Source organism: Serratia sp. (in: enterobacteria) (assembly GCF_051654945.1).
Taxonomy (GTDB): Bacteria; Pseudomonadota; Gammaproteobacteria; order Enterobacterales; family Enterobacteriaceae; genus Chania.
The window spans coordinates 37,537-51,323 of the sequence record NZ_JBOFZA010000073.1; the positions used below are offsets into that span (position 1 = coordinate 37,537).

The following is a 13,787-nucleotide window of genomic DNA, read 5'->3' on the forward strand; positions in this document are numbered from 1 at the left end:
AACCAATAGTAGGCAGGAAAACGCGGGGGCAGAACAAGAAAAGGGCACCGAAGTGCCCTTGGGTAAAACATCGTGTCAGGATTAAGCAACCTGGTCGCGCAGGCGCTGAGCCGCCAGCACCATGTTGGCCAGCGACTGGCGGGTTTCTGGCCAGCCACGGGTTTTCAGGCCACAGTCCGGGTTCACCCACAGGCGCTCTGCCGGGATATTCTGTGCCGCTTTACGCAGCAGCGCTTCAATCCATTCCACACTTGGCACGTTCGGTGAGTGGATGTCGTAGACGCCCGGCCCGATTTCATTCGGGTAGTCGAACTCTTTGAACGCTTCCAGCAGATCCATATCGGAACGTGAAGTTTCGATGGTGATCACATCGGCATCCAGCGCCGCGATGGAATCCATGATGTCGTTGAACTCGCAATAACACATGTGGGTGTGGATCTGGGTGTCATCCTGCACCACGGCGGCGTTCAGTTTGAAGGCATCCACGGCCCAGTCAAGGTACGCGGCCCAATCGGACTGACGCAACGGCAAACCTTCGCGCAGCGCGGGTTCGTCGATCTGGATGATGCCAATGCCTGCCTTCTCCAAGTCCTCCACTTCATCACGCAGAGCCAGTGCAATCTGCTTGGCGATCACTTCACGGGTCACATCCTCACGTGGGAATGACCAGCAAAGAATGGTCACCGGGCCGGTCAACATGCCTTTTACCGGCTTGTCGGTCAGTGACTGGGCAAACTTGGCCCATTCCACGGTAATCGCTTCCGGGCGGCTGATATCACCAATAATCACCGGCGGTTTCACGCAGCGGGAACCGTAGCTCTGTACCCAACCGTTTTGGGTGAACACGAAGCCATCCAGGTTTTCGCCGAAGTATTCCACCATGTCGTTACGCTCGGCTTCGCCGTGCACCAACACGTCCAGCCCCAGGCGTTCCTGCTCGGCAATGGCCTGTTTGATATGCTCGCCGATGCTGGTGCGATAGTTGCTGCCATCCAGACGACCCTGCTTGAAGTCCAGGCGCAGGCCGCGGATTTCAGTGGTCTGCGGGAAAGAGCCGATGGTGGTGGTTGGCCAGGCTGGCAGGTTAAAGCGATCGCGCTGAGCCTGGGCACGTTGTTCATAAGGGCGTTGGCGTTCGCTGTCTTTGGCGGTGATGGCAGCCAGGCGTTGCTCTACCTGAGTATTATGCACCCGGCTGGATTGGCGACGAGCGCGAATTGGCGCACTGTAGGCATCCAGTTCAGCCTGTTTCTGTGTTCCAGGCGCATTCAGCGCACCGCTCAGCAACGCCAGCTCGGCACATTTTTGCAGGGCAAAGGCAAACCAGCTCTTCACTTCTTCGTCAAGGCGGCTTTCCACGCTCAGATCGATCGGGCTGTGCAGCAGCGAACATGAGCTGCCAATCCACAGTTGGCGGCTCCCTACCAGCGGTTGCAGACGTTCAAACCAGCTGCTGACATCGGCACGCCAGACGTTACGGCCATTGATCACGCCCAGAGACAGCACCCACTCTTTCGGCAAAGCGTTATTCAGGGCAGCAGCATCATCCTTACCCCCCACCAGATCCACATGCAGCCCCTGCACCGGCAGTGCACGAATGGTATCGAGGTTGTGGCCAATGCTGTCGAAATAGGTGGTCAGCAGCAGTTTGACCTGGCCTTGCAGCGCGGCGTAAGCCGGTTTAAAGGCATCCAGCCAGGCCTGTGGCAGTTCCAGCACCAATGCAGGTTCGTCGATCTGTACCCACTCGATGCCGCGTTTGGCCAATTCCGCCAACACTTGCTGGTAAACCGGCAGGATATCGTTCAACAGCGACAGGCGGTCGAACTGCTCGCCCTTCACCTTGCCCAGCCACAGATAGGTTACCGGGCCTAACAACACCGGTTTGATTTTGTGGCCCAGCGCCAGCGCTTCGTCAACTTCATCCAGCAATTGGGTCCAGCCCAGTTTGAACTGCTGGCCTTGCGTGAACTCAGGCACCATGTAGTGATAGTTGGTGTTAAACCATTTGGTCATTTCCGCCGCCGCCGCAGGCTCACCGGTAGGCGCACGGCCACGGCCAAGGCGGAACAGGGTATCGAGATCGATCGAGCCATCTTTATTCTGGTGACGCGCCGGGACGTTGCCCAGCAGCAGGCTGGTGGTCAGCACGTGATCGTACCAGGCGAAATCGCCAACCGGCACCAAATCCACCCCGGCCTGCTGTTGTTGCTGCCAGTGACGAGCGCGCAGCTCGCGGCCAACCGCCAACAGCTCTTCCTGTGTTGAATTACCTGCCCAGTAACTTTCCTGCGCTTTTTTCAGTTCACGACGCAGACCAACGCGTGGAAAACCCAGTGTGTGATTCAGAATTGTCATCGTCATATTTCCCATTTAGCCGTCCAGATGTTTACACATCCATAATCCGCAGGTACTGTATGATCCACAAGCGCAATATTTTCACTGTCACTGTGAAGGACTCTCATGATCGAACTGAAACACTTACGGACCCTACAAGCTTTGCGTAATACCGGCTCCCTGGCCGCCGCCGCCGCACAGCTTCATCAGACGCAATCTGCCCTTTCGCATCAGTTCAGCGATCTGGAGCAACGCCTGGGCTTTAAGCTGTTCGTTCGCAAAAGCCAACCGCTGCGCTTTACCGCCCAGGGGGAGATCCTGTTACAGCTGGCAGAGCAGGTATTGCCGCAGATCCAACAGGCGTTGCAAGCCTGCCATGAACCGCACCAAACCACGCTGCGTATCGCCATCGAGTGCCATAGCTGTATTCAGTGGCTGACCCCGGCGTTGGATAACTTCCGCACGCGTTTCCCGCAGGTGGTGATGGATTTCAAATCCGGCGTAACGTTCGATCCGCAACCGGCCTTGCAGCAAGGAGAATTGGACCTGGTACTGACCTCGGACATTTTGCCGCGCAGCGGGTTACATTATTCGCCGATGTTCGACTTTGAAGTGCGGTTGATCCTGGCTCCTGACCACCCATTGGCCAATAAGGCCCACATTGAGCCAGCAGACCTGAGTGATGAAGTGCTGATGATCTACCCGGTACAACGCCAACGGCTGGATATCTGGCGCCATTTCCTGCAACCGGCAGGCGTCAGCCCGGCGCTGAAAAACGTCGATAACACGCTTTTATTGATTCAAATGGTGTCAGCCCGGATGGGGATCGCCGCGTTGCCGCACTGGGTGGTGGAAAGTTTTGAACGCCAAGGGTTGGTGGTGACCAAAACCCTCGGGGATGGCCTGTGGAGCCGGCTGTATGCCGCCACGCGCGACGGCGAGCAGCGCCAGACGGTCACCGAGGCCTTTATCCGTTCGGCACGTCAGCACGCCTGCGATCACCTGCCGTTCGTACGAGATGCCGCTCGGCCTGCGGGCACAATTGCAGACGTTAAGTCACTCACATCCTTGAGCTAATACCGCGGGCAAACTGGCAGTCTATTTTTACACACACTCTGCACCATGCAAATTCGGCAAAAGCGGTTACAGTAATTTTATTGGGGGCGACTCCCTCTAAAAATTATCGGCTTTCCCGAGGCGCTTATGCGAACACTGCGTGGTTGTTATCAATGGTTTCTTCTCCTGGCGTTGTTAGCCAGCTCAGCGTTATGGGCGGCCGAAGCAGTCGCTCCCTGGCCACACAGCGTGATCCTTTCCGGTACGTCCATGCAGTTGCACCAGCCGCAGCTCGACAGTTGGCAGGATAACCTGTTGAAAGGCCGCATGGTGGTTGCGGTGAAAACCGGCACCCTGACCGATGCCAACGGGAAAAAGCAGGACAAAATCAGTTATGGCGTCGTCTGGTTCAGCGCACGTACCAGCACCGACAAGGAACAACGACAAGTCACGCTGGATAATCTCAACGTTGAAAAAGTCAACTTCCCGACAGATAGCACCAATCAAGACCATTATCTGACATTATTGCGACAACTTCCGGCCAAAACTCTGTTGGTCAGCCTTGACCAGCTGGAATCCGATCTGGCCATTCAGGATCAGGCGCCACAGCAGAACGTGAAGGTGAACAACGCCCCGCCAAAAATCCTGTTTGCTTTCCAACCGGCAACGCTGGTGTTACTTGATGGGCAACCCGCCTGGCAAGCCAGCGGGCAGGTGGGCGTGGAACGCGCCATCAATACTCGCTCATTACTGCTGAAAAAAGACGGCACGCTGTATTTCTACTTTGCCCATCAGTGGTATACCGCACCCAATCTCAACGGACCCTGGACGCAAAAGCTCACGGTGCCGATCGAGCTGACCCAGGCCATGCAGGCCGCAGTGAAAAGCAAATTGGTCACCACTGGTCCGCAGGAAAAAACGTCGGTTACCCAGCCAGCAGAGATTTATGTCGCTACCGAGCCGGCCGAACTGATCCAGATCGACGGCGATCCGCAGTTTATGCCGATTGACGGCACCCAACTCTCCTACGTGGCGAATACGCCTTCGGACGTGTTTATCGATGCCCAGCAAAATAACGGCTGGTACGTGCTGGTGTCTGGCCGCTGGTTCCGTGCCGACTCCACCAATGGCCCATGGCAATACGTTGCCGGCAGCGCTCTGCCAGCAGACTTCAGCCGTATCCCATCCGCTAGCCCAAAAAGCGCGGTGTTGGCCTCAATCCCAGGTACGCCAGAGGCTCGCGAGGCGCTGATCGCCAACTCGGTGCCGCAGACCGCCAAGGTGTCACGCAGCAAAGCGGCGCTACAGGTTCGTTATGATGGTGGCAGCGCCAAATTCAGACCGATCGACGGTACGCCGCTGCAATACGCCTGGAACACTGACGTACCGGTGATCAAGGTAGACAGCAAAAGCTACTTCGCGGTGAAAAGCGGCGTATGGTTTGCAGCCACTGCACCACAAGGTCCGTGGGTCGTTGCCGCCAACGTTCCGGCGGTGATTTACACCATTCCAGCCAATTCCCCACTGCATTACGTGACCTACGTTCGCGTCTACGGCAGCACCGACGATGTAGTGTACGTCGGCTATACACCGGGATATTACGGCACCGTGGCCAGCAACGGCGTGGTGGTTTATGGTACCGGTTATCCTTGCAACGCCTGGGTGGGTGACGTCTGGTACAGCTGCCCGGCCACCTACGGTTACGGCAGCAGCTTTGCCTGGGACCCGGCGATCGGCTGGAGCTTTGGCTTTGTCAGCGGTTGGATCTGGGGCAACGCCTGGAGCCAGCCTTGGTGGGGCCCTTGGTACGGTTACTACCCACCCTATCATCCCGGCTACTGGGGTGGCGGCGTGTCGGTGTATAACGTTTATAATCACTGGGGTAATACCGTGGCGCAAGGCGTGCGCAGCGACTGGAGCAATCCGTGGAACGGCCATTACGGCAGCAACGTACGCGGCAGCTTCTACAATAACGCCACGGGTGGCCACGGGGCTGGTTACGCCTGGCGCGATACCAACGGCAATAACGGCATCACCCACGCGGGGGCGGGCGGCGTACGCTTCAATCCGCAGACTGGGCGAGCCGTGGCCGCCAACGGTGCCGGGGCATATAACCCCAATACCGGCAACGGCATCGCCGGTGGAGAGCGCAACAGCGTGAACAGCAAAACCGGCCGTGTCACCCACAGCCAAAGCATCAGCGGCACCACACCGCAGGGGGCAGGCAAGGCTGGCAGCTTTACCACCGTCGGGAAAAATGGGGTGACGCAGGGTTCAGGTTACGTGCATTACAACAAGGAAACTGGCCAGGTGACACATGGTGGCGTAGTTAACGGCCCCGATCACGTGTACGCCGGGCGTGATGGCAAAGTCTATCAGTACAATAACGGCAGTTGGCAGCAGATGAACGCCAGCGGCAAGTTTGTCAAAAGCCAGCCTCCGGCAGAGGTCAGCAGCGCACAGCAGGCCCGCCAACGCGGCAATGAGCGCCAGACCGAGCGGGCGCAGACCTTGCAAACGCAGCCGCGCCTGAACCAGGAGCAACGTCAACAGGCGCAACAGCGGTTGCAACAAAGAACCCCAACCCAGCAGACACAACCGCGCTTAAACCAGCAACACCACCAGCAGATGCAGCAGCGCATGCAGCAAAGAGCGCCGGAGCAGCGCCAGTTCGATCGCAGTAACTATGAGCCGCGCTTCCACGGCGGGATGGGAGGCCGCAGGTAGATCCCACTGGGGCCCGCAAACGGGCCCCAGATTTAATGGGTGCCTTTCGGCGCGACCCAACGGCGATGTACCCACAGCGAAGCGACAATCACCGCGCCACCGATGATAAAGCTGGCCCAATGCGGCTGCTGGTGCCAAACGGCAAAATTAACCAGCAGGCCCGCAGGCACATGCATGTTGTTCATGATGCCCAGCGTCCCGGCATCCACCTGCGTGGCTCCATAGTTCCACATAAAGTAGCCCAGCCCGGAAGCCACTACGCCCAGCCAGACCAGAATGCCCCATTGCAGGTTGGTGGTTGGCAGTTGGTTCGGGTTGCCCCACAGGAACCAGGCGACCACCGCTACCGCCGCCGCGCCCAGATAAAACCAGGAAAAGGCGGTATGCTGCGGCAACGGATGCACTTCCATCAGACGCTTATAACCCACCATGCCGATGGCGAAGCTGATATTCGCCGCCTGTACCAACAGCAGCCCCCACCAGAAATGATCGCTCAGTTGGTGATAGCGGATAATCGCTGCCCCCAGTACCGCCAGCAGCGCGCTGAACAGGTAGCCCCAACGCAGACGGCGGCCGCTGATCAGATCGTAAATCAGCGTGATATACAGCGGCGTCAGCACCGTAAACAGCAGGAACTCCGACACGGTCAGATAGATAAAGGCACGGAAGCTGATCAGATACATGATGCCAAGCTGGAATGCGCCCACCAGCATATACAGCAGGATCACCTTCAGCTTGATGTTACGCCAGCGCAGGAACGGCAGAAACACCAGCGCCGCCAGCCCAACGCGCATCAGCACGGAAAACCAGCTGTCGACATTGCCTGCCAGGTATTCGCCGATCAGGCTAAAGGAAAATGCCCATAAAATGGTGGTAATAACCAGAAGCAGCACAGCAAGTTCACCCTATAAGATCCGAAAGGGCGATTGTAGCGGAAGGTGGCAAGCCACGTAGGGAAAAGACGGTTTACGTATGGCTAAAAAACAAACTAACGAGCAAATTTTTCCGGCTGCGTTAGGCTTAAGAGGAAGCATTGAACCGGAGATCCCAACATGAAACGTCAGCTGATTATCGCCACCCTGCTGTGGCTGCCCTGTCTGGCTATGGCGGAAAACGGCGTCACTACGCTCAGCCAGCAACAGCATTTTCTTAACCAGCGCGACCAGCAGGGGCAGCAACAGCGCATGCTGAACAATCAACAGATGATACAGCGCCAGCAGCAGGGTTATCCTCTCAAGGCCAACCAGCCCAAGATGCTGCCCGATAATGGCGCGACCAACCCCATGCAGCCGCAGATGAACAGTGGCAAAATGCTGCAAAACGGCGGTCAGCCCGTAAACCCGTTTAACCAGACGGCTCCGGCAATACCGCAGGCACCGCTTCCTGCTACACCCTTACCCCCATAATCGTGAGGATTAACGGCGTGGTGATCGCCGCCAGCGCGGTAGACATCACCAGGCTGGTGGCAGCAGGGCCGGTCAGCACGTTGAACTGGCGCGACATCAGGTAGACGTTCACCCCTACCGCCATTGAACCCAGCAGGACTACCACCCGGGTTTCCATCGGGGGGAGATCCATTGACCAAGCCAACAGCCAAACTACCATTGGTTGGACAATCAGCTTGAGCAAGCAGATGGCGCTGCTCAGTTGCCAGCCTTCGCTGATGCGGTATTCGGCCAGCCCCATGCCAAGCACCACCAACGATAGCGGAGCCGCCACCTGTCCCAGCATGCTGACCGGTTGATCGACAAACACCGGCAGCGGCAATCCGGTCAGGCTGAATAGCGTGCCAGACAGGATGCCAATAATCAGCGGATTGGTCAGCACGCTTCGCGCCGTCTTGATAAAGCCCTGCAACGTGGGTGAGCCATTACGCGCCCATTCGATGGAGATGGTCACCAGCGTCCATAAAATCAGGCCGTTAAATACCAGCACCAGGGCCACCGACGGAATGGCCTCCTTGCCCAGCATCACCGTCGCGATCGGCAAACCCAGCATGACGTTATTGGAGAAAATGCCGCCCAGAGCAAACACCGAACCCGAGACGCCGTCCAGCTTGAAGATCCGTCGTGCTGCAACGCGGCCAATGACAAACACGATCAGGCAACTGCCGAAGAAGGCAATTAGCAGGCGAGCGTCCACCGCCGGGCGTTGCGAGAAGTCACACATCATGCGAAACAGCATGGCGGGCAGAGCGAGGGAGAACACGAAGCGGGTCAGACCGTCGGTAATGGTGGCAGGCCACTTTCCCCAACGGATCAGGCCATATCCCAGCACGATCAGCACAAATAACGGTAAAGACAGCACTATCTGGTGCCACAACGAAACGATAAAGGCAGGCATCGTATTCCCTTCCGATGGTATGGTGGCCGTTAATCTCCCCCTCACCCCAACCCTCTCTCAAAGGGAGAGGGAGCCAGCCCGTGCTCGCAATTAGCCCCAGAGATAGCAGCCAACTCGATCGGTCCCCTCTCCTTTTTGGGGAGGGTTAGGGTGGGGGGTAATCTTTAAATTTAAGCGTTTGGAAAATCTGGGCCGATGAGGTCTATCCGGTCGGTGCAAATACAGTCAACGCCCCAGTTCAATAATAAACGCGCCCGCTCCGGCTGATTGACGGTATATACCAGAATACGCAACCCGGCCTCTTTCAGCGCCGCGACGCGTTCGGCGGTCAGTTCCTTATGATTGATATGCAACGAGACGCAGCCAAGGCGCTCGGTCAGCTCACGCCAGTTTTCATCCCATTTATCCAGCAACAGACCACGCGGCAGCTCCGGTGCGGTCAGCTGCGCCGCCGCCAGGGCTTCTACCGAAAAGGAAGAGAGCAACGGCTCGGTTTGCCCCTGCCACAGCATGCTGGCGGCAAACGCCACCACCCTGCCAGTTTCCTCATCACTGCCGGTCGTTGGCTTGATTTCAATGTTGGCCATCATGCCGTGCTGCTGGCAGCGTTCCGCCACGTCCGACAGCAGTGGTAATCGCTCCCCTTTAAAGGCCGAGCTGTACCAGTCACCGGCATCCAGCTCTACCAGTTTTTCCCAAGGCAGCTCGCCTGCCACGCCCCAACCGTTGCTGGTGCGCTCAAGCGTGTCATCATGCAGCAGGAAAATCTGCCCGTCCTGCGCCAGCTTGGCGTCAAACTCGATCATCTTGTGGCCATGGCGTGCGCCAACGTCAATTGCCGCGAGGGTGTTTTCAGGAGCCAAGGAACCGCCGCCGCGATGGGCGACGATGTGGGGATAAGGCCAGGCTGTAGTCATCATTCCATCCGTGATCCGCTGTGGGTAGCAAAAAAGTGCAGCGCCGACGCAGGCAGTTGCAAATGCAGCACGCTGCCCGCAGGCGGCAGGGTTTCATGACTCAGGCGGACGATTACGCCTGAATTCCCCCATTGGCCATGTGCCAGATTATCGGCACCGAGCAGTTCCAGCGTTTGCAGCTCGAACGGAATACCGCCCTGCTCGCGCGTACTCAGTTGAATATGCTCCGGCCGGATACCCAACGTCAACTCTTGCCCGCCCCATTTTGGCTGAGCTTCTGGCAGATCCAGCACCATCCCCCCGGCCAGTTGCAGCTGTTTACCATCCGCACTCAGCGTGCCGGGCAGCAGGTTCATCGCCGGGGAGCCGATAAAGCTGGCGACAAACAGCGTAGCCGGGCGTTGATAGACCTCACTCGGCGTACCGATTTGTTCCGCCACGCCTTTATTCATCACGATCACTCGCTGCGCTAACGTCATCGCCTCCACCTGATCGTGAGTGACATACAGGCTGGTCGTTTTCAGTCGACGGTGCAGCTGTTGTAATTCCAGGCGCATCTGGACGCGCAATTTGGCATCCAGATTGGACAATGGCTCATCGAACAGGAACACCGCAGGCTCACGCACAATAGCGCGCCCCATCGCTACCCGCTGGCGCTGACCACCGGAAAGCTCACGCGGTTTACGTTGCAACAGCGGCTCCAGCTCCAGAATCCGCGCCGCCTCCTCCACCCGCTGGCGGATATGCTGTTTACCAAAGCCACGGATTTTCAGGCCGTAGGCCATATTGTCGTACACGCTCATATGCGGGTACAACGCGTAGTTCTGGAACACCATGGCGATGCCGCGATCTTTCGGCTCCAGATCGGTGACGCGCCGCGTATCGATGTAAATATCGCCGCTGGAAGTGCGCTCCAACCCGGCGACCATCCGTAGCAGCGTCGATTTGCCACAGCCGGAAGGGCCAACCATCACAATAAATTCGCCGTCGGCCACGTCCAGATCGATTTGCTTGATCACCGGCGTTTTGCCGTCGTAAGACTTGGTGACCGCCTGTAGTTTTAAACCTGCCATATCATTACTTCTCGCTATCAACCAGGCCGCGTACAAACCAGCGCTGCATCAGAAGAACCACCGCTAACGGCGGGATCAAAGTCAACATCATTGCCGCCATCACCTGATTCCACTGGGTCGGCGCACCGGAGGTGGAAATCATGCTGCGGATCCCCGCCACCGTGGTGCTCATCGAAGCGTCACTGGTGACCAGGATCGGCCACAGGTACTGGTTCCAGCCGTAGATAAAGGTGATGACAAACAGCGCCGCCAGATTGGTTTTTGATAACGGCAGCACAATGTCCCAAAAGAAGCGCATCGGCCCGGCACCGTCGATGCGGGCCGCCTCCAGCAACTCATCCGGCAGGGTCATAAAGAACTGGCGCAGCAGGAAGGTGGCGGTGGCCGAAGCCATCAGCGGTAACGTCAGGCCGGTGTAGCTATCCAGCAGGTTGAGGTTGGAAATCACCTCCACCGTCGGGAAAATACGCACCTCAACCGGCAGCATCAGCGTCATGAAAATCAGCCAGAAAAACAGGCTGCGCAGCGGGAAACGGAAATACACGATGGCATAAGCGGACAGCACCGAGACCACGATCTTGCCGCAGGTGATCGCCAGCGCCATGATCACGCTGTTGAGCAACAGCATCGAGAACGGCACCTTGAGCGTGCCCACGCCGCCCTGCCAGATATGGCGAATGTTGTCCCACAGATGCCCACCTGGGACTAACGTCATCGGCACCTGGAACACCTGCTGATCGTCCAGCGTGGCGGCAACGAAGGCCACGTACAGCGGAAACAGCACCACCAGCACGCCGAGGATCAGCATTGTATGGCTGAAGATATCCAGCCCGCGTCGGTTCTCAATCATTGGTAACGCACCTTACGTTCAACAAAGCGGAACTGGATCACCGTCAAACCAATCACCAACAACATCAGCACCACCGACTGCGCCGCCGAACTGGACAGATCCAAACCGGCAAAGCCTTCGCGATAAATCTTGTACACCAGCGTGGTGGTCGATTGCACCGGCCCACCGCCGGTCGCGGCATCGATCACCGGGAAGGTATCGAAGAAGGCATAGACCAGGTTCACCACCAGCAGGAAAAAGCTCACCGGCGTGATCAGCGGCAGTACCAGATTGAAGAAACGCCGCACCGGTCCAGCCCCGTCGATCGCCGCCGCTTCCACCAGGGAGCGCGGGATGGATTGCAACGCGGCCAGGAAAAACAGAAAGTTATAGCTGATCTGCTGCCACACCGAGGCCAGCACCACCAGGAACATCGCCTGGCCGCTATTTTGTGCATGGTTCCAGTCATAGCCGAAACCAGCGAGAACGTGGGTGATCAAACCCATACCCGGGCTGAACAGGAAGATCCACAATACTGCCGCCACGGCGGGGGCTACCGCATAGGGCAGGATCATCAACGTCTGATAGAAACGGCTGCCGCGCAGCACATAGTCCACCGGTGCGGCGAAGAACAACGACACCAGCAGGCCGATACCGGCGACCAGGAAGCTGAACAGCAGCGTGGTGTAGAACGACTCCAGGTAATAGGGGTCCTGGAATAGCTGCTTGAAGTTGTCCAGCCCGACAAACTGGCTGGAGAGACCAAACGGATCGACGCTTTGTACCGAGTACCACAGCGCCTGACCGGCAGGCCACAGAAAGAAAACGACGGTGATCAGCAGCTGTGGCAGCACTAAAACATAGGGCAGCCAGCTACAGCCGAAACCGGGACGGGATGATGACATAGGGTTAACCGTTAAATGGAGATGAGGAGCGATATGAGTCCCTCACCCCAACCCTCTCCTAAAGGGAGAGGGAGTGGATCGATGTCGTTTGGCCAAATAGGGTCCAATCTGACGCTTACTTGGTAGAGGCTTCGAAGCGGCGCAGCAGCACATCACCGCGCTGAACTGCGGCATCCATCGCCTGCTGCGGAGTCTTCTTGTCGGTCCACACGCTTTCCAGCTCCTCATCCACCACGGTGCGGATCTGCGGCATATTGCCCAGGCGCAGCCCTTTGGTGAACGCCAACGGTGGTTTGTTCAGCATCTGACGGGTAGCCACATCGGCCCCTGGGTTTTTGTCGTAGAAGCCCTGCTGCTTGGTCAACTCGTAAGCGGCAGTGGTGATCGGCAGGTAGCCGGTCTTCTGGTGCCATTCGGCGGCAATTTCAGGCTGGGCCAGATATTGCAGGAACTCCGCCACACCTTTGTAGGTCGCCGCGTCTTTACCGTTCATCACCCACAGGCTGGCCCCGCCGATAATGGCGTTCTGCGGTGCATTTTTAGCATCAGCATCGTAAGGCATCATGCCCACGCCGAAATCAAACTTGGCGTATTTGCGGATGCTGGCCAGTGAGCCGGAGGAGGCCGTTGCCATGGCACAGTCGCCGTTATAGAACTTTTCGGTAGGTTCATCCTTGCGGCCGTAGTAGGTGAAATCACCCTTCTTGTTCATATCCTGCAGGAACTGAATGTGTTTGACCTGCAACGGTTGGTTGAACTCCAGTTTGGCGTTGGTGCCACCAAAGCCGTTGTTCTCACTGGCGAACGGTACACCATGCCAGGCGCTGAAGTTCTCCAGTTGGATCCAGCCCAACCAACCGCTGGTGTAGCCACACTTCATGCCGGCCGCGCGCAGTTTGGCGGCATCGGCTGCCAGCTCCTGCCAGGTTTTCGGCGGTTGATCCGGGTTCAGGCCCGCCTTTTTGAAGGCGTCCTTGTTGTAATACAGCACCGGAGTGGAGCTGTTGAAAGGCTGGGACAGCAGATGGCCGCTCTTGTTATCGCTGTAGTAACCGGCCACGGTCGGCACAAACACCGATTCATCGAACTTGACGCCCGACTCCTGGAACACCTGATACACCGGCTTGATCGCCTTGCTCGCCATCATGGTGGCGGTGCCCACTTCGTAAACCTGCAGGATCGCCGGCGCCTTGCCAGAGCGATAGGCTGCAATGCCCGCCGCCAGGCTTTGTTCGTAGTTGCCTTTATAAACCGGGACGATCTTCACATCGCTGTGCGTTTGGTTGAAACGCTCCGCCAGAGAATCTACTTCATTACCCAGTTCCCCTTCCATCGAATGCCAGAAGGGAATTTCGGTCGCGGCTAATGCATGACCGCTGAGCGCCAGGGCCAAGGTAACGCACAATGTGGTTTTTTTAATCGCGTGAGTAAACATGCCTAACTCCTGAAAAAGCTGGTGTGATCAAAACGCATGAGCGAAAAGAAACAGTTTTTGTTCGGAAGCTAACATGCCATGCGCGGATGACAGAAAAATAACTCTGGTGTGACAGCTAGATGACGGCGAGGTGAAGTGCAGATGGCGGTTTGATGTCGGCGGTAG

The 13,787-nt window shown here is 57.5% G+C and carries 11 protein-coding genes; 3 read left to right on the forward strand and 8 right to left on the reverse strand.

Annotation, left to right across the window (positions count from 1 at the left end):
• Nucleotides 1–81 precede the first annotated feature (81 nt).
• Nucleotides 82–2,358: a 5-methyltetrahydropteroyltriglutamate--homocysteine S-methyltransferase gene (gene metE, locus ACRDCA_RS14680; RefSeq protein ID WP_438690187.1), complete on the reverse strand. Its 2,277-nt coding sequence runs from the start codon at nt 2,356–2,358 to the stop codon at nt 82–84.
• Between the two features lie 105 nt (nt 2,359–2,463).
• Here metE and metR point away from each other — a divergent pair, with 105 nt between their 5' ends.
• Nucleotides 2,464–3,414 (forward strand): HTH-type transcriptional regulator MetR, encoded by a 951-nt coding sequence (gene metR / locus ACRDCA_RS14685; protein ID WP_438690188.1) that lies wholly within the window; start codon nt 2,464–2,466, stop codon nt 3,412–3,414.
• 126 nt (nt 3,415–3,540) lie between these two features.
• Nucleotides 3,541–6,120 carry a hypothetical protein gene (locus tag ACRDCA_RS14690; protein WP_438690189.1) on the forward strand — a complete coding sequence of 860 codons (2,580 nt, stop codon included), beginning with the start codon at nt 3,541–3,543 and terminating at the stop codon, nt 6,118–6,120.
• Between the two features lie 32 nt (nt 6,121–6,152).
• On the opposite strand, the gene ACRDCA_RS14695 is transcribed toward ACRDCA_RS14690, so the two are convergent.
• Complete coding sequence (locus ACRDCA_RS14695; RefSeq protein WP_438690190.1) at nt 6,153–7,013, reverse strand: carboxylate/amino acid/amine transporter; 861 nt, start codon at nt 7,011–7,013, stop codon at nt 6,153–6,155.
• A gap of 159 nt (nt 7,014–7,172) precedes the next feature.
• Between ACRDCA_RS14695 and ACRDCA_RS14700 the strand changes: the two genes are divergently transcribed.
• Entirely contained in the window at nt 7,173–7,526 is a 354-nt protein-coding gene (locus tag ACRDCA_RS14700) for a hypothetical protein (RefSeq protein ID WP_438690191.1), read from the forward strand.
• On the opposite strand, the gene ACRDCA_RS14705 is transcribed toward ACRDCA_RS14700, so the two are convergent.
• The 6 genes from ACRDCA_RS14705 to ugpB form a co-directional block, all read right to left on the reverse strand.
• Nucleotides 7,507–8,463 (reverse strand): AEC family transporter, encoded by a 957-nt coding sequence (locus ACRDCA_RS14705; protein ID WP_438690192.1) that lies wholly within the window; start codon nt 8,461–8,463, stop codon nt 7,507–7,509. The two genes, ACRDCA_RS14700 and ACRDCA_RS14705, sit on opposite strands and share 20 nt — an antisense overlap.
• 170 nt (nt 8,464–8,633) lie before the next feature.
• Complete coding sequence (gene ugpQ / locus ACRDCA_RS14710; RefSeq protein ID WP_438690291.1) at nt 8,634–9,380, reverse strand: glycerophosphodiester phosphodiesterase; 747 nt, start codon at nt 9,378–9,380, stop codon at nt 8,634–8,636.
• Entirely contained in the window at nt 9,380–10,453 is a 1,074-nt protein-coding gene (locus ACRDCA_RS14715; protein WP_438690193.1) for a sn-glycerol-3-phosphate import ATP-binding protein UgpC, read from the reverse strand. Before ACRDCA_RS14715 ends, ugpQ begins: the two co-directional genes overlap by 1 nt.
• Nucleotides 10,454–10,457: 4 nt before the next feature.
• Entirely contained in the window at nt 10,458–11,303 is an 846-nt protein-coding gene (gene ugpE / locus ACRDCA_RS14720) for a sn-glycerol-3-phosphate ABC transporter permease UgpE (RefSeq protein WP_438690194.1), read from the reverse strand.
• Nucleotides 11,300–12,187 (reverse strand): sn-glycerol-3-phosphate ABC transporter permease UgpA, encoded by an 888-nt coding sequence (gene ugpA / locus ACRDCA_RS14725; protein ID WP_438690195.1) that lies wholly within the window; start codon nt 12,185–12,187, stop codon nt 11,300–11,302. Before ugpA ends, ugpE begins: the two co-directional genes overlap by 4 nt.
• Nucleotides 12,188–12,302: 115 nt before the next feature.
• Complete coding sequence (gene ugpB, locus ACRDCA_RS14730) at nt 12,303–13,622, reverse strand: sn-glycerol-3-phosphate ABC transporter substrate-binding protein UgpB (protein ID WP_438690196.1); 1,320 nt, start codon at nt 13,620–13,622, stop codon at nt 12,303–12,305.
• Nucleotides 13,623–13,787: the final 165 nt, after the last annotated feature.

Excerpts from the sequence above, each read along its gene's own strand:
- metE (WP_438690187.1), bottom strand. The coding sequence starts at position 2,358 with ATGACAATTCTGAATCACACACTGGGTTTTCCACGCGTTGGTCTGCGT.
- metR (WP_438690188.1), top strand. The coding sequence starts at position 2,464 with ATGATCGAACTGAAACACTTACGGACCCTACAAGCTTTGCGTAATACC.
- ACRDCA_RS14690 (WP_438690189.1), top strand. The coding sequence starts at position 3,541 with ATGCGAACACTGCGTGGTTGTTATCAATGGTTTCTTCTCCTGGCGTTG.
- ACRDCA_RS14700 (WP_438690191.1), top strand. The coding sequence starts at position 7,173 with ATGAAACGTCAGCTGATTATCGCCACCCTGCTGTGGCTGCCCTGTCTG.
- ACRDCA_RS14705 (WP_438690192.1), bottom strand. The coding sequence starts at position 8,463 with ATGCCTGCCTTTATCGTTTCGTTGTGGCACCAGATAGTGCTGTCTTTA.
- ugpQ (WP_438690291.1), bottom strand. The coding sequence starts at position 9,380 with ATGACTACAGCCTGGCCTTATCCCCACATCGTCGCCCATCGCGGCGGC.
- ACRDCA_RS14715 (WP_438690193.1), bottom strand. The coding sequence starts at position 10,453 with ATGGCAGGTTTAAAACTACAGGCGGTCACCAAGTCTTACGACGGCAAA.
- ugpE (WP_438690194.1), bottom strand. The coding sequence starts at position 11,303 with ATGATTGAGAACCGACGCGGGCTGGATATCTTCAGCCATACAATGCTG.
- ugpA (WP_438690195.1), bottom strand. The coding sequence starts at position 12,187 with ATGTCATCATCCCGTCCCGGTTTCGGCTGTAGCTGGCTGCCCTATGTT.
- ugpB (WP_438690196.1), bottom strand. The coding sequence starts at position 13,622 with ATGTTTACTCACGCGATTAAAAAAACCACATTGTGCGTTACCTTGGCC.